This window comes from Moorena sp. (assembly GCF_982860115.1).
Genome location: NZ_CEYLVT010000036.1, coordinates 1 through 15,509, shown reverse-complemented (window position 1 = coordinate 15,509; position 15,509 = coordinate 1). Strand labels below are relative to the sequence as shown.

15 protein-coding genes and 1 tRNA gene are annotated in these 15,509 nt (G+C 44.1%); 10 read left to right on the top strand and 6 right to left on the bottom strand.

The window, feature by feature from the left end; genetic code table 11:
* Positions 1-164: 164 nt before the first annotated feature.
* Positions 165-2,090, bottom strand: a complete 1,926-nt coding sequence (locus tag AC4II3_RS08895) for a caspase family protein (protein ID WP_488011156.1) — start codon at positions 2,088-2,090, stop codon at positions 165-167.
* Between the two features lie 285 nt (positions 2,091-2,375).
* Here AC4II3_RS08895 and AC4II3_RS08890 point away from each other — a divergent pair, with 285 nt between their 5' ends.
* The 3 genes from AC4II3_RS08890 (at position 2,376) to AC4II3_RS08880 (ending at position 4,620) form a co-directional block, all read left to right on the top strand.
* Positions 2,376-2,945, top strand: coding sequence for a hypothetical protein (locus tag AC4II3_RS08890; protein ID WP_488011154.1), 570 nt, complete (start codon positions 2,376-2,378; stop codon positions 2,943-2,945).
* 44 nt (positions 2,946-2,989) lie between these two features.
* The gene (gene rpmF, locus AC4II3_RS08885) at positions 2,990-3,160 is read left to right on the top strand and encodes a 50S ribosomal protein L32 (RefSeq protein WP_293088549.1); all 171 of its coding nucleotides are present in this window, start codon (positions 2,990-2,992) and stop codon (positions 3,158-3,160) included.
* Positions 3,161-3,777: 617 nt separating this feature from the next.
* A complete protein-coding gene (locus AC4II3_RS08880) occupies positions 3,778-4,620 on the top strand; it encodes a universal stress protein (protein ID WP_488011152.1) in 843 nt (280 codons plus the stop codon).
* Positions 4,621-4,981: 361 nt separating this feature from the next.
* On the opposite strand, the gene psbM is transcribed toward AC4II3_RS08880, so the two are convergent.
* From psbM to AC4II3_RS08865, 3 genes are all read right to left on the bottom strand, one after another.
* The gene (gene psbM, locus AC4II3_RS08875) at positions 4,982-5,095 is read right to left on the bottom strand and encodes a photosystem II reaction center protein PsbM (RefSeq protein WP_044495836.1); all 114 of its coding nucleotides are present in this window, start codon (positions 5,093-5,095) and stop codon (positions 4,982-4,984) included.
* 230 nt (positions 5,096-5,325) lie between these two features.
* A complete protein-coding gene (locus tag AC4II3_RS08870) occupies positions 5,326-5,655 on the bottom strand; it encodes a 2Fe-2S iron-sulfur cluster-binding protein (protein ID WP_488011149.1) in 330 nt (109 codons plus the stop codon).
* Between the two features lie 325 nt (positions 5,656-5,980).
* A complete protein-coding gene (locus AC4II3_RS08865; RefSeq protein ID WP_488011147.1) occupies positions 5,981-7,873 on the bottom strand; it encodes a TolC family protein in 1,893 nt (630 codons plus the stop codon).
* A 388-nt stretch (positions 7,874-8,261) separates the two neighbouring features.
* Between AC4II3_RS08865 and AC4II3_RS08860 the strand changes: the two genes are divergently transcribed.
* A complete protein-coding gene (locus AC4II3_RS08860) occupies positions 8,262-8,411 on the top strand; it encodes a hypothetical protein (RefSeq protein ID WP_488011145.1) in 150 nt (49 codons plus the stop codon).
* A gap of 731 nt (positions 8,412-9,142) precedes the next feature.
* Here AC4II3_RS08860 and AC4II3_RS08855 read toward each other — a convergent pair.
* A complete protein-coding gene (locus tag AC4II3_RS08855; RefSeq protein WP_488012530.1) occupies positions 9,143-10,204 on the bottom strand; it encodes a mannose-1-phosphate guanylyltransferase in 1,062 nt (353 codons plus the stop codon).
* A gap of 455 nt (positions 10,205-10,659) precedes the next feature.
* On the opposite strand from AC4II3_RS08855, the gene AC4II3_RS08850 reads away from it, so the two are divergent.
* Together AC4II3_RS08850 and AC4II3_RS08845 are read left to right on the top strand one after the other, a co-directional pair.
* The gene (locus AC4II3_RS08850) at positions 10,660-12,099 is read left to right on the top strand and encodes an LCP family protein (RefSeq protein ID WP_488012528.1); all 1,440 of its coding nucleotides are present in this window, start codon (positions 10,660-10,662) and stop codon (positions 12,097-12,099) included.
* 30 nt (positions 12,100-12,129) lie between these two features.
* Positions 12,130-12,639, top strand: coding sequence for a pentapeptide repeat-containing protein (locus AC4II3_RS08845; RefSeq protein ID WP_488012526.1), 510 nt, complete (start codon positions 12,130-12,132; stop codon positions 12,637-12,639).
* On the opposite strand, the gene AC4II3_RS08840 is transcribed toward AC4II3_RS08845, so the two are convergent.
* On the bottom strand, positions 12,625-13,335 hold the full coding sequence (locus tag AC4II3_RS08840; RefSeq protein ID WP_488012524.1) for a GDSL-type esterase/lipase family protein: 711 nt from the start codon (positions 13,333-13,335) through the stop codon (positions 12,625-12,627). The two genes, AC4II3_RS08845 and AC4II3_RS08840, sit on opposite strands and share 15 nt — an antisense overlap.
* A 663-nt stretch (positions 13,336-13,998) precedes the next feature.
* Here AC4II3_RS08840 and AC4II3_RS08835 point away from each other — a divergent pair.
* The 4 genes from AC4II3_RS08835 (at position 13,999) to AC4II3_RS08820 (ending at position 15,507) form a co-directional block, all read left to right on the top strand.
* A complete protein-coding gene (locus AC4II3_RS08835; RefSeq protein ID WP_488012522.1) occupies positions 13,999-14,229 on the top strand; it encodes a DNA-directed RNA polymerase subunit omega in 231 nt (76 codons plus the stop codon).
* A 91-nt stretch (positions 14,230-14,320) separates the two neighbouring features.
* A complete protein-coding gene (locus AC4II3_RS08830; protein WP_488012520.1) occupies positions 14,321-14,989 on the top strand; it encodes a hypothetical protein in 669 nt (222 codons plus the stop codon).
* A gap of 30 nt (positions 14,990-15,019) precedes the next feature.
* Positions 15,020-15,385 carry a DUF1818 family protein gene (locus tag AC4II3_RS08825; RefSeq protein WP_070393104.1) on the top strand — a complete coding sequence of 122 codons (366 nt, stop codon included), beginning with the start codon at positions 15,020-15,022 and terminating at the stop codon, positions 15,383-15,385.
* A 48-nt stretch (positions 15,386-15,433) separates the two neighbouring features.
* Positions 15,434-15,507: transfer RNA gene (locus AC4II3_RS08820), tRNA-Pro, on the top strand.
* Positions 15,508-15,509 lie beyond the last annotated feature (2 nt).

Here is a 15,509-nt window from a genome sequence, read left to right as displayed (position 1 = left end):
TGTAACCTGTAACCTTCAACCTGTAACCTTCAACCTGTAACCTTCAACCTGTAACTGGCAACCTGTAACCTGTAACCTTCAACCTGTAACCTTCAACCTGTAACCTTCAACCTGTAACCTTCAACCTATAACCTTCAACCTGTAACCTTCAACCCAAATGGCTATCAAGGTCTACCTTGCTCCCATCTAGCGATCGCTTCTTGGGCAGCCTCATAGTAAGGGGTATCTTCTGGGACTAATTTTGCTGTGTTAATCGCGGAGAGAAACTTGCCTTGCGAAGCACGGGACTTAGCAATCTGATAAATTTTATCGCTAGCTTGAGCAATTAACGCTTGTGCTGTGGTATGCTTCGGTTGACCTGGTGGAATCTTACGCAGGGTTGCGATCGCACGATTATAACTAGACGCTTGATTACGTTGGACTTGTTTGATGGCTGTTTGGATAGTCTGTTGATTCTGGGACTTCTGTTGAGAGAGAATTTGCCACTGTTTAATGGCATCGTTAGCCAAAGGATAAACAGAAGGGTTATCTTTAGGAACTAGCTGGGCAGCTGCGATCGCTCCTTCAAAATCACTTTTTTTTGCCCGTTTCGTGGCTAGAGCCAAAATTGACTGACTCCAACGAGTGATATATTTTTGTGTCTGCTCATAAAGAGGATCCCCAGGTTTTACCTGACGGGCAATTGCGATCGCATCGCTATACACAGATGCCTGCTTCGGTTCAACTAACTGTCTTGCCTGGTCCAAAGCTGCTTGATTGGCCTTGATACGACTCGGTTCCCGCGATTTCTTTCCCTTACTTTCGAGGGGTTTACTCTTAGAATTTGGTAAGGGAGCTGGAATTGCCTGGGATGTTGACGCTGCAGGCAATGTTACTGGGGAATTCCTGACCTGATTAGTCTCTGGTACTGTGGTAGTTAATCTGGTAGTCTCTGTGTTTTTTATAACCTGCTGAGTAATCAAGCCTTGCTGGTTACGGACAACAGTTAGGCTGACTAGTCCTAACAACAAAGCTATACCACTACCCCAAAACAACCATTCTCGCCATGACGATAACTCTTCTGTATCAGTTTGAGGCTGGCTGTTTGAATAAGAAACTAAAGCTGCTGAGTCAGATAAGGTTTGGTTTGAGCTGTCAGTGTTAGTGGGTGAAGAACTATTCGGGTTTTGCTCTACCACCGATAAAGGTTTTTTTGTAAATTCACTCTCAAGGTGCGCGCCTCCAAGGCCGGGTTCCCCGGCCTTGGGTCGCGCCTCAAGATTATTCCCATGTTCGGAAAAAACCACCTTAGTAGCTTCTGAGTCAGTGATCGGGTCAGCCCATTGATTTTCTGGTGGTGAGCTCGCCCCTTCAGGCCAAATTTGTTGTTGTCGATACTCCTGTAAAGGAATCACCGTAAGAGGAATCTGAACTGGTCGCCAATGGTGTTGGCTCAACTCCGGTAGGCGCTCTGTGAGATACTCGTCAAGATTCTCAAGGGTAATATCAGTATCATAGTAACGCAGTGCTTCTAGAAGTGCTGAGGTGAATAAGCCATTCCCTAGAGCCGAAGCTTCGTGAGAAAACTGGTTGAGTTGACTAGAAAGTATCAGGGAAATACCCATTTGGTAGGCTAATTCCACTGTTTCAGCACCAACCGGTTCACCAGATGGCATTCCCGGTGAGCGGTTTATGTCTAACAATACCAGGATTTTATTGCTCCCCATAGTTTTGAGAGAGGAAAACAGGCATTCTATTGGTATACCTGTTCCTGGAATGTCATCTGGGTTGCCATCAATCGGCATGAGGTAGTCAACTTTATCCCAACTGACCCCACAGCCACTGAATAAGAACCAACGCCAACTTTCTGGGGAACCTGGACTCTGGCGAATCCTGTCGAGACATCTTAAAATATTTTCTCGGTTGGGGTAGGTTAAAAAATCATCAATCGGTGGTGAAGTATCAGTTAATAAAAGAAACTCACTGGGTTGCAGATGAGCTTGGTCTACAAAAAACCCTTGTAGTCTTTGAGCATCTGCTTGACCATAGTTTAGAGGTTGTAAGAACTGATAGTGGTTGATGCCAATTGCTATACCAGCGTAATTTGCCATTTACCCCATACCCTAGCGGCTGAAACTCGTAAATTTTATACCTAATTTTAGGTATGCCTAAATTTATTACTATTGCTGTAGTTTCTTCTTACACGCAAATTCTAGTTTAACCATGTTCAGCTTGACCTAACAGCTCAACTTTATTAATTCATTAATTATAACACTAGCGAACCTAGTCCACCTCTAAAGGCTCTCGAAGTACTTTCTCTCAATTTAGTTGATGTAAATATTTTCCTTCATGATAAGAATTGACCTTTTTTCAGCCTAATCAGAGGATACAAGACTATGTTATCCAAAGTAATCCGGCTATTGGTGTTACCCGGCTTAGTAGGGGTTAGTTGGTTGACGACAGTTGCCATTGTTCCCCAAAGCGCCGAAGCCAAGACAGCCCGTATTAATGTTACCCTGAATCGTGAGCCTGAGGAAACTTACCAAGGCTTTATGCGCCGTGCTGAAGTAGTTGCTAGAGCAGCAGCTCAACGGAGCTTCGATAGTGATATATTGACTACAAAGGTAGCGATTACTATTCTAGGGCAAAATCAAGGAGAAATTGCCCCAGTCTTGTTGTTAGAAGTCAGCCGTCCATCCTGGCAAAGACGACCGGATGCCAAGTATTGGGCAACTTATTTTCCCAATACCCAGTTCCTACTGCGAGTTGAGGAACCTGATTTTTCCCCTCAAAGTCAGCAACAGTCACTGGAACCAGCTTCCCCAAGTCCTGAGCCACCGCCAGCAAACAACCAGGCTCCTGAGCCACCAGCTTCCCCAAGTCCTGAGCCACCGCCAGCAAACAACCAGGCTCCTGAGTCACCACCAGCAACCAACCAGATAGAAGACCGAGATACAAGACAATGAAATAAGATAGAAAAGCTGTCTAACAATTTAAATAAATTACACTTATGGCTGTTCCTAAGAAGAAAACCTCAAAATCCAAACGGGATAAACGTAAAGCTAACTGGAAGCGCAAAGCGCATCTGGAAGCACAAAAAGCCCTCTCTCTCGGTAAAGCAGTGCTGAGTGGGCGTTCTAGCTTTGTTTATCCAACAAAGGAAGAAGAAGACGAAGAGTAGGTTTACTCATCCCCACCGGGCTTCGGACGGCTTATCGCTGATTTTACCATGGTTCCGGTGGGTTACCTATCACGAAGACAACGCGCTATACCCCTTGCTGCCCTAACACCTAGATCCGACTTTCGGGTCTCCAAGCTACTTACCTAGCTTAATAGATCTGAAGCTAATACTGAAGCTAGGCGTGAGAGTCTTGACTGATCAAGGAGTACTGTCTTCTCACCGCCGTTAATAAATTTTCAAAATTTTCTAGCCTCATTATCAGTATCCTGGTCAATATATACCAGGTAAAGTCAAAACCCCAACCCCTACCGGACAACTATCTGAAGTCCCCATAGGTTGCTGGGGATTGAACTGGCATATCTAAAACTGATTGATGTTTATTAACTTTTGGTGCTTAACAAACATCAATCATGATTCGGGCTGTGCCAATTAGATGTATCACAGCTTAATACCATTGAGTTGAGTTTGAAGTAAGTTCCAGACAATTTACCAAATATTTTTCATGGTTAATTGTTAGATTTTGTAAGTCAATTTTGCAAGTCAATTTTACAACTCAATTTTGCAACTCAATGGTCAGTAAACAATCATAATTTAGTAACTCCAGCAAGAATTGCCCAATGATAAGAAAACTTTTAATATCTGTAGCTGGTCGGGGACTGTGTGAAGAAATGTTCAACATGTTGGCCGAAATTCCTGCCATACAACAGGCATCGGTCACAGTCCTACATGTAGTGCCTCCTCAAGCCACGGCTGAAGCTATGTCAGCTAAGTTAGAAGAGGGGGGTAAAATCCTAGCAGATGCGGTCAAGTCGTTAAAAGTTGACCCCAGCAAAATAACTCCCAGACTGAAACAGGGAGACCCTAAAAATATCGTTACCCAAGTGGCAGACGAAGAAGAAACCGACCTGATTATTATGGGTTCGAGAGGACTAACTCGCCTAGAAGCGATTTTGGAAAACTCCGTTAGCCAATATGTGTTCCAATTGTCCTCCCGCCCAATGTTGTTGGTCAAAGACGATGTCTACGTCAAACAAATCAGACGGGTTATGGTGGCAATGGATAAATCTGATGCTGCTCAAAATTCCTTAGAGTTGGCTCTATCCCTAGTGCGAGATATGAAGAATGTTCAACTATATCTAGCTCGTGTTATCCCCGAAGCCAAACCTGATCAACTGATGACCAATGCTGAAGCAGACCCAGTTCTTGCAGAAGCAGCAGCAAAAGCCAAAAGGCTAGGTGTTTCTTACCGTTGTGTTCTAAGTGGCGGTAAGGCCGGACCAGGAATCTGCCAGTTAGCAGAGGACAATAACATCGACTTGCTGATTCTCGGTTCTCCTGACCGTCGCCCTTCTATCGCTAAGAGTTTAGTAGATTTAGACCGATTACTGGGGAATTCCTTGTCAAACTACGTCAGAGTAAAGGCCAACTGCCCAGTGTTGTTATCACGCACAACTATTTGAAGCAGTAAGTTATTAGCCATTAGCCATTAGTATTGCTAGTAAACCTCTTTTTGGTTACAACTTGCTTAAAAAGGGTTCATGGACAGTTAATGACTAATTACTTCAACTTCCACTTACTTTAACTTCCACGCACTTTAGTTGTGGGAGAGAGACTAGTAAATCCGGTAACCATCACTTCTCCCGCCTACTTTAGTGGCGGGAGAAGTTAACTTAACCGTTCTTTAATTGGAATTAATTATACAACGTTATACAAAAAATCCCTTGGACTTTCATCCTGGGAAGAATCCCACGCTGACCTTTGGCTAAGGAGCAATGCTTGGGCTTTTGGTACAGGCGTGGGGATTACCACCAGATCAGTTAACTAGTTTCCTGATCCTTCACGGCTTGCGGTTTGGATATAAAGAATTAGCAGGAAAACCGCAGGAACCAGCACAAACAAAATGCTGGCAACAAACCCTAGATCGTTAACTTGCATGATTATTAGTTCCTCTAAATCGTTTTTAACCCACCAGCTATAGAATACCATCAAGAAGGCTGTTCGCGAAGCGTCGCCTTCGGGGAATCGAAATAGAAGATTGAAATATAAGCCTGGCAAGAGGAAATTGGGCTCATGGTAGATAAGCGGGTTGACAATCCTTGTTAGATACATTCCATTGTCTTAGCTTTATTCCCTCACCAGCTAGCCCTTAAAATCTCTTGCTATGGTTACATGGCAGCAGATGGGGATTTGCTCTTCAGGTTTGGTTTAGTTTTAACGCTAACAGGTCCATTCACCAAGACTTGACAGGCTAATCGGTAAGTATCAGGCTTTTTCTTTAGTTTCCGATTTTCTACCTCAGTTCTAGGGGATAGATTTTCTATACCTGCCACAATTTCCACAATACAGGTACCACATTGACCATAACCGCCACAATTCACCAGCTTGCCCCGAAACGTGTAGAGATCTATGCGATTTTGCAGCATTTTCTCTCGTAAGTTCGCTCCATTGGCAGCAATGACCTCTTGGTCTTCCTTGACAAATTTGATATTAGCCATGATTCGTCCCAAGTCTGATCTTATTTTCTGACAGTATTTGTATTTTATTAAGGAATGTAAAAAAAATAAGCATCCCTGGTTAATGGTTCATGGCAAACTTTGCCATGAACCATTAACTCTAAACCAGAGCAGGTCTTCTGTCAATTTAGTTTTGCGAGTTAGGGCAAGGTTAATGGTATTAGATGTTAGGGGTTACTCCTTAACGTCTAATACCTAGGTTCTAATACTTAGCGCTTAATATCTAGGGTTTAATACCTAGGGTCTAATACCTAGTGCCTAATCGTGACAAGTATAGTTTACCCCTTAATTCAATTTTGATGAAATACTAGGGAATATCACTAACTTTACTGTCTGGGAGATTACTCACTGCCCGTTGCAAGTTGGCCAGAGCGCGGTTGTAGCCCAGAATTGCAGTAAGTTGGTTAATCCTAGCCCGGGTAAGGGCGGTTTGCTGGTTAATTACATCGGTTTGGGTACCAACCCCTGCCTGAAATCGTAATCGAGCTAGCCGGAGGCTCTCTTCTGCTACTTCTAGGGCAAAGGATGCCGTTTCAATACTCTCTTCATTGGAGTTTAATTGAGAATAAGCTTGTTCGATCTCGAAGCGTATTTGATCCCGTTGGTTAGCAAAACTGCTTTCAGCTAAGGCAACATCAATATCTTCCTGCCTGGCTCTAGCCATGGCTGCTCCGCCATCGAAAAAATTCCACTGGAATTGTGCCCCTACCGAATAACCATCAGCCATACTAAAAGTATCATTGAAGTTATCAAATAGGTCGATTCGACCAAATACGCTCACCTGAGGCCTTACTGCAGCGAGAGCAATGGTGCGTTGTTCCTTGTTGATCTGTCGTTGTACCAGTTGCTGTTCTAATTCAGATCGGTTTTTATATGACAAGACCAGGCTCTGTTCTAGAGATAAATCCCAACTTCCAGCAATTTCGATGGGATCTGCTGCAGTAATTTCTGCGGATTGAGATAAGTTTAATAACTCTGCCAGCTGACGTCGGGCAATACGTTGGTCACTCAGAGCATTGGTCAACCCTTGAGAGTCATTGGCTAGCTCAACTTGCTGTTGCAAGACTTCAAATCGGGTTCCTAAGCCAGCTTGTTCCAGTAACTCGGTATCCCGTAGAATCTGAGCAGACTCAGTAACTGCCGCTTGGGAAATCTCAACACGAGCATCAGCTTCTTGTAAATTGTAATAGGCAAGGGTGACCTGAAGTCGGATCTCTTCAGAGAGGCGTTCTACCTCCAGCTGTTGCAAGTTTAGCTGTTCTTCCGCTAGCCGGACTTGTGCTGGTCGTTGCCCACTAGTGTATAGGTTATAATTCAAAGTTAGGTCTGCAGTCAAACTTCCTGATGCCGCAGGATTTGAAGGAAGACTGTCTGGTGGCAGAGGCTCTAGACCCATAGCTTCACGATCTTCGCGAATATTGTCACGAGTTGCCTGACCACTTATCTGGTCTCCTGTACTCTGTGCATATTGAATTTGTGCAGTTGTTGTCAAAGTGGGATACCAAGCGGTTAAGGCTTCTTCGAGAACAAACTGATTACGTTCCAAGTTCAGTTGTGCTTGCTGTAATTCCTGATTATTACGCTTTGCCAGTTCTATGGTCTGTTGGAGGGTAATTGGCTGTGTGATATCGATCTGGACTTCCTGGCTTTGGGTAGGAAATGATAACGGATTGGGGTCAGGATCAAGAAACTCTGGCGCTGAGGTTCCAGGGGTTGGTGAGCTTCCAGAGGTTTGTGACATTAACTCAGGGTTTTCCTCTGTGGCAGATTCAACTACCGTATCCTCACCAACGTCTACGGATTGCGTTCGCGAAGCGTCGCCTTCGGCGAATGGCGCTGCCAGCTCAGCCACAGCAGGAATGGACTCCTCTTGGTTTGCCTGATCAGTAGGCAGGGTGGTTTGATCAATAATTTCTTGGACTAATTCTGCTTCTGAGGGTGAGGAATCTACAGAGGAAATAGACTCCTGTTGCTCTGGCTGCTTGGGAGCTGGGTTAGTGTTATTGATGACTTCTACCACTAGCTCCCCTCCCTCTGGGTTTGGGGCTGCTTCTGTTAGGGATTCTTGGTTAGGTGAAGCTACTGAGTTATTCTGAGGCTTAGTAAGTGATGATAAATCTTCTGAGGCTCCGGATTCCATGCCGCTCAAGGCAATTGCCGTCCCCACACCTACAGCTAATATATAACGAAAAGTTGGCATAGATTTTACAGTTGATTTTAGTCTTAGCAGAACTACTTCTCTTGCTCAATTTAGCAACCAATGGCAGGATAATGGCTTGCTATTGGGTTTAGCAAAGGAATATTCCCGGTTTGCATATCTAAATCAGGATTGAGCCTCAAATTGCCATTTTTTATAGGAGTTGCTCTTTAACAAGACTTTATTATAGTGGGCAATGGCTTCACAGTATCCTCATATTGGCAATTTTCTGTTGCAGGGAGAAAAGTGACTAGATGCGTTCGCTTTTAGCGGAAGCTTCCCTTCATCGCATAACCCCTATCTCACAGATTGAAATTGTGAATAGGGGCTGTTCGCTTTTAGCGGAAGCGAAGCTTCATCGCTTTTAGCGGAAGCGAAGCTTCATCGGGAGATGGGGAGATGGGGAGATGGGGAGATGGGGAGATGGGGTGCATCTGATATTTGTAAAAAAGAAGGGGAAGTGTGGGGAGTGTGGCAAGTGTTGGAAGTGTTGGAAGTGTCGGGCACTGGCGTGGTAATTTTCGCGGTAATTTTCCCCTAATTGCATGGATTGAGATGCACCTATTCTCTAGTCTACGTATGTTCAGGGTTAGTTGTGTTCCAAGGTTTTTGCGTTCGCATAAGCGCGGAAGCTTACCTTCATCCCGTAGCGGCTCGTACCGAGCATCGTATTCTCTTGCTTACTATCTATTAATTCTTTTTATTAATCATTAAGTAATAAATAAACAAAACTGTGTATGACTAAGGTGTATGGCTAAGGATTGACAGTGGGATAACCTTATTTCTTTAAAAAAGGCGTTAGGAATCTAGCCATAGACCTTCCGCTAGTCAAAACACCTAAGTTCTTTTTTAAAACAAGCAGACCTTAATTTTAGTCACCCATGCAGCCCAAAAACATCAATAAAAAAAATCAATACTTAGTTTTATTGATTGCTTTGATATTAGTTACAATAGAGTATTATTGGTTATAGTTTTTTAGGCATTTATATGATCTGTTAACTATTCCCTAAAAATCTATACTTTTTCGGTTCCCTGTTCCCTGTTCCCTGTTCCCTGTTCCCTGTTCCCTGTTTATACACTTCATTGATGATCGCCTAAGTTTGTCTATTTTTTAGATATAGTTTTTTCTAGTTCAGATTATATAAATTAGTCAGGAAATTAAGAGCACCACTGACTCATTAATAATAAAACGCTGAACTATAAATTCTGAAACACTCTGACGTTAATCGTAATTATAATGTGTTAACCCTACAAAGGTTGAGAATTTATTCATTACAAAAAATCGTGAAGTATTGAATTATTTTTGATAATTTTTATAGCTTGTTTGATGTCCTGGGTACGGTCTTTTTTTGCAATTAACGTAGCATTGCGATCGCGTACCACCAGCACATCGTCTAAACCAATAGTAACAATCACCTCATCGTCACTACTAGAGTAGACAATTGCTCCTTGAGTATCCAGTTCCACATGATTAGCCATTGCCACATTTTTAGCATCGCTATTATGCAGGCGTTCTAAGGCATTCCAATCTCCCAAATCATCCCAAGCAAAGGAGGCTGGTAAAACATAAGCTAGCTGTGTTTTTTCCATCAAAGCGTAGTCAATACTTTTCTTTTCTAGCTCAGCATAAGCCGCCACACCTTTTTCTTCTAAAGGGGCAATAATTTCTGGTGCATGGGTGCGCAATTCATCTAAAACTACCCCAGCCCGGAAAATGAACATTCCACTGTTCCAGCTGAATCGACCAGTAGACAAAAATTCCTCAGCGGTCTCTTGGTTAGGCTTTTCGGTGAACCGACTGACCTGATACACTGGCAATCCCTCAAACGTGCCAGTCTTCTGACCTTGCTCAATGTAACCGTAGCCTGTAGAAGGGTATTGGGGCGTGATGCCTAAGGTCACAATCGATGACTCAGTGGCAGCCAATTGAGCAGCCGCCTTGATAGTTTGCTGAAACCCTTGCTCATCTTCAATCCAGTGGTCAGCAGGGAAAAAGCCCACTACCGCATCTTCTCCGTAAGCCTTGGCAATCTCTAGAGTTGCCCAAGCCACTGCTGGTGCTGTATCCCGTCCTTCCGGTTCAGCTAATAGATGCTTTTGGGGTAATGATGGTAGTTGTTGAGTCACTCCCTCAGCTAACATAGCAGAAGTAATCACCCACAACTGTTCTGGCCCGACCGTCAGCTTACTCAATCGGTCAGCCGTTGCCTGCAAAAGACTCTTGCCACTACCATCCAAACATAAAAACTGCTTGGGTCGGTGCTTACGGCTCAATGGCCAAAACCGTTCTCCTTTGCCACCAGCAAGAATCACAGGGATGAGAGAGTTATCCATGATGTAGCCTTAACTGTAGTTTTCTGCTACATACTAACCTCACTTTCCCTGATTCAGCTGGTATAGGCTGTAGATTATGAAAAATGGTTAAAGTACTTGTTTAGCCATTACATTAGTCATTACATTAGTCCTTAAATTAGTCATTTGTCCACCAATTCCTTCATCCGTATTCAGGTATTCGTGTTGTGCATTGATCAAAAAGGACTAATCACTCTTAGATGTTCCTCAAAGCGCTTTCACCAGGAGCTTTAGCCCTGGGTAGCCAAAGCGCTTTTTTCAATTAAGCCACTTTGAAGGTAGGCACAATGGTTTATTGGCTTTGACTTCTAGACTTATGGACTAATAGGCCAACAACAATATCTTAAACTGTAGCCACAGGCTACAGTTTAATTGGATAGCCAACTATAGGCTTGGAACTTGAATCCTTTAACAGTCATCACAATTCATAGGTAAATTTGGATACAGGTGTGATTAATAATGCCTCAGCTTCAACACCCCAACCATCACCCCAAGAGGGTGATACAGGAGTCTCTTACTCTCAGCTTGACCTGACTACAGACCTAGACGCTTCTGTCTCTGGATTAAGATTAACCCTTGCCCCCTATTTGCGGTGGGTATTCTGGAGTAGTGCTTTTGTCCTGACAGCAGTTATTTCTGCGGCTTTGGGAGCAACCTTAGCCCTAGTTACCCCATTGTCGCCCCTGATTAAATCCCATTCTCAACCCGAAAAGGCTAAAATCCCCCAGAATCAACCAGCTGCTTCTGACCACAATTCTTCTCGTAGAAATTTTCCCTACAACCTGTCACGACCAGTCAATATCCTGGTGATGGGCATAGACCGAGTCCCAGATGCGTTGCCAGGTTCCCCAGAGGTTTTTGGTGGTCGCAGTGATACCCTGTTGCTGTTGCGCTTAGACCCCAAAGACCACTCCGTGAATATGCTTTCAATTCCACGGGATACCAGAATAGAAATTCCTGGTGTTGGGATAATTAAAATTAACGATGCCAATGTCAAAGGTGGATCTACCTTAACCGCAGAAGTGGTTAGCCGAACCTTAAATGATGTACCCATTGATAGGTATGTGCGCATTACCACTGATGCATTTCGGGAACTTGTGGATTTGGTCGGTGGCCTGGAAGTCTTTGTGCCTGAGAAGATGGAATATGTAGATCTCACTCAGAAACTGGAAATTGATTTAGAACCAGGGTGGCAAACCTTGAATGGAGACCAAGCCGAACAATTTGCTCGATACCGAAAAGACAATGGTGATATTGCTCGGATACAACGGCAGCAGATCTTACTCAAGGCACTGCGCCAGCGTTTAGTTACTCCCAGTGTGGTGCCTCGTTTACCAAAAATCCTGCGAGTGATGCAGCAGTATATTGATACCAATCTCAGCTTAGAGGAAATCTTGGCACTGGTTGGTTTTGGTCTAGAGGTTGGTAAAGATAATATCAGGATGGTACTCTTGCCCGGTCGATTCAGCAACGCTGATGAATACATTGCCAGTTACTGGCTGATGAATTCACGAGGGCGAGACCGAGTCATGAGTGAGTATTTCGAGCAAGAGCCCAAATACAAGAGTTCATTAAAGCGCCGCCGTTCACCCCATCGGGTCAGAATTGCGGTTCAAAATGCTACCGATGACCCAGAACTTGGTCGCCGTGTTGCCCGCTATTTAGCCAGACATGACTTCTACAATGTCTATTATGTCTCAGATTGGCCTGACCGCTTGTCCCAGACTGAGATTATTGTTCAGCAAGGGGACATAAAAACAGCAGATATTGTCAAAAAAGTCCTGGGACTAGGTAGAGTAGAAGCATCCTCTACTGGTCATCTCAAATCTGAGCTGACTATTCGAGTCGGTGAAGATTGGTTAGAGAGGGAGTTTTAGGCTTTAAGTTTTAAGGAGTCAGGTTGACGAGTGATTAGGGTGATTTGGCGACGCTTATTGGGACTAATTTTAGTTCTTGTTATGGCTTGGCTATGGGTGCTTTTATCGGCTACTCCTGCCTATGCTCAGGAGAAAACAGTAAATCATTCCCTTACGGAATTGAGTTATCGTGACTTTTCCAATATGAATTTAGTTGGTGGCGTATTTGCAGGGGCTGAAATGCGAGGCACAAACTTCCAAGGTGCTGACCTGAGTGGATCTATCTTCACCAAGGGAAATTTATTGAAAGCCAATCTCGAAGGTGCAAATCTGACCAATTCTTTGGCAGATCGGGTATTTTTAGACCAAGCTATTTTGACCAATGCTATTTTGACCGATGCAATTATGAATAGCACCAGGTTTTACGATGCCGAGATAACTGGTGCTGATTTTACCAATGCCGTGATTGACCGCTATCAGGCTAAACTGATGTGTGAGCGTGCTACGGGGGTAAATCCTGTAACTGGTATCTCGACACGGGATAGTTTAGGCTGTCGCTAGGCTTAAGGAGTTGAGCTGAGCTAAGGGGTTCCAGAGCAGGATGTCTTGTAACAATTGCTGATAACCAGCCACATTGGGATGGAGACCATCTGGAGATAGGTGTTGAGAGCACCAATCATAACCACGGGACTTCCATAAGTCAAAAACGTCCAGATAGGGAATTTGACGCCTCAGACACGCAAGGCGAGTTGCTTCTTTGTAGCAGTACTGGTCAGCATGATTGTAGTAAAAACAATCGAGAAAGGGCATTTTCCTTTCATCCACTGGTACCATGCCCACAAATAGCACTGGACAAAGTTGCTGAGCTAGCTCAAGCAGATTGGCTAGTTCTTCCTGGAAACTCTCAAAATTAGTAAAATTTTTGCCATCGGGACGTCCCAAACGGGCTGAATCGTTAACGCCCACCGATAAAATAATGGCATCTGGTACACGGTTTCTGAGTTCACCACGACTGCGAAATTCATGTTCGAGTCGCTTGTGGACTTGGGTAACCCCATCACCCCGAACTCCCAAATTGTAGAGTACATGACCAGGACTATCGGGTAACATCCACTGACGTCGCAGTCGCTCTACCCAACCGCCACCTTCTGGGTCTCCAAATCCATAGATCAGACTATCTCCGAGGACAACGAACTTCAGGGGAGTTCTTTGGCGCTGATGGAATGACTCAAAGCTAGGAGCGGCAAGTGTTTGCATAGACAAAATTTATTTGGTCAGATAATTGTTAACAACTCGACACACTCAAGATAGCTTAGCAATGGTATGATTTTTTGTATATGAAATAAGGTACATTTACCACAGGAGTGAATTAAGGTACTCTCACCCCTAAGGTTGCCCATCGATGCGATCGCATCGATACGATACTATTGAGATATACCATGTACAGAGCCGATTTACGCGGTAATTACCCAAGTCACCCTGAAATTTCCATTGCCTTGGGAAACTTGAGTCAGTAGTAACTCCCAGAGCAAAGGAGGTTAGTAGGAAAAACCAACTAAACTTCCGCGCGTCCTATTACAGATACAATTTATACGTAATCCCATTTACACATAAGTAGGCTGGGATAGTTTGGTAGAACTTCCCAGCCTTGGTTAGATATATAGTTTCAGTATAGTTAGTAGATTCGGTATAGATAGTACAAATTGACTGTTCTTTCTTATTATTGTCATACTTACCAAGGAATGTAAGTAGCATTCCCCCAACTTCACAAATTCTTTCACTTTTTGATGGTATATTATTAACTTCAAGAAAAATTTGATGAGTTGTATCAAGGGTAACCCCTAGTTTAGAAGTGAAGTATGCTAAGCTAGAGGGGGCAATACTGATTTTAAGTAGAAATAGCAAAACCTGATCAACCTTATGCTGCACAAAAGCTATAACTTTGATTCAATGGACATTCTGCAACGGACGGAGCAGCTAGTAAGTGCAGCGTCTAATCGTTATCGGATCACTGTACAACTGGCCAACCGTGCCAAGCGCCGTCGCTTCGAGGATTTTGAAAGTCTAGATGAGCCATCCATGAAGCCAGTGCTGCGAGCAATTGTTGAGATGTCTGATGAACTGACCCAGCCAGAGATTATTGCGGACTAAGTTATCGTACTGAGTGAGTCAGTGGGTCAGGGGGTTGCGTCAGGGGCAAGAATAGTTCATTCACCTAGTTTTATCCCAAGGTTGTCTAAGAATGTTCCATAGCCGTCTCAAAGCAATTTACAACACTAATGGAATTAAACTAGCGCTAGGTTTAGCTCTTACCACTATGACCAGTGGTTTACTATTGCTGTGGGAATCCCACGACCAAGCGCCTGGTGTCTTCCAGCTCCTAGGAGCACAGCCTGCTGTGGCTCAGTTTTTTATTCCCCCAGAGATTAGCAAGGTAGTATATAAGCGTTTACCGGATTTACCACAAGAGAACCAATACATTAGTAAAGAAAGCGGTGAAGTCGCTGCGAATAATACTTTGGTTAACCGCTTAATTCGGTATCACGTCTATGGGAAAAAACGGTTGCCCAATTACCGCTTTGATTGGAAATTGACTATGGCTGACTATCTAGGTGCATACGATTACCTAGAAGCATCCCAGTATCCCAGTGGGGATACTTTAACCGAAAATCCCATGGAAGGGGATATTGCAGCGATAGAACAATTAACTCGTGCCGAACGGGATGCACTAGTAAGCGTTTTAGTTAGCCTATTCAATCCCAATCGCACCGAAACTGTGGCACCAGAGTCGAACACACAACCATCACCTGCAACAACCTCCAATCCTACATCACCTGCCACAACTTCCAATCCTAGAAGAGGGGTATCTTTACCTCAACCAGGAGATGCTCAGTTGCTCAAACCTAATTGACTTGTTGGTGAATTAGTCAGAATCACGTTAATGGAACGTCTGGTTAAACATGGAGAAGGCTGGCGTATTGGTTGGGATCCTGAGGCTCCTAACTATAAAGGTTTAGTGGGTGGTGAGGACTGGGCATTTGAACTAACGGAGTCGGAGTTGAATGACTTTTGTCGGTTGTTGCTGCAATTAGCTCAGACTATGAGTGAGATGGCAAGTGAGTTGATGGATGAAGAGAAAATCACTTGTGAAGCAGAAAGCGATTGGCTGTGGATGGAGGTAGAGGGCTATCCTTCTGCTTATACCCTACGCTTGATTTTGAATCAGGGACGTTGTTGTGAGGGGAGCTGGGTGGCAACAGCGGTTCCAGGGTTGCTAGCAGCAGCTAAGTCTCTGAAAGTTTTTTAGTGAGCTTGTTCAAATCTCGAATAGTGTGGTATATTAAATAAGGTTTTCCGGGGCGTAGCGCAGCTTGGTAGCGCACCACTTTGGGGTAGTGGGGGTCGTGGGTTCAAATCCCGCCGCTCCGATT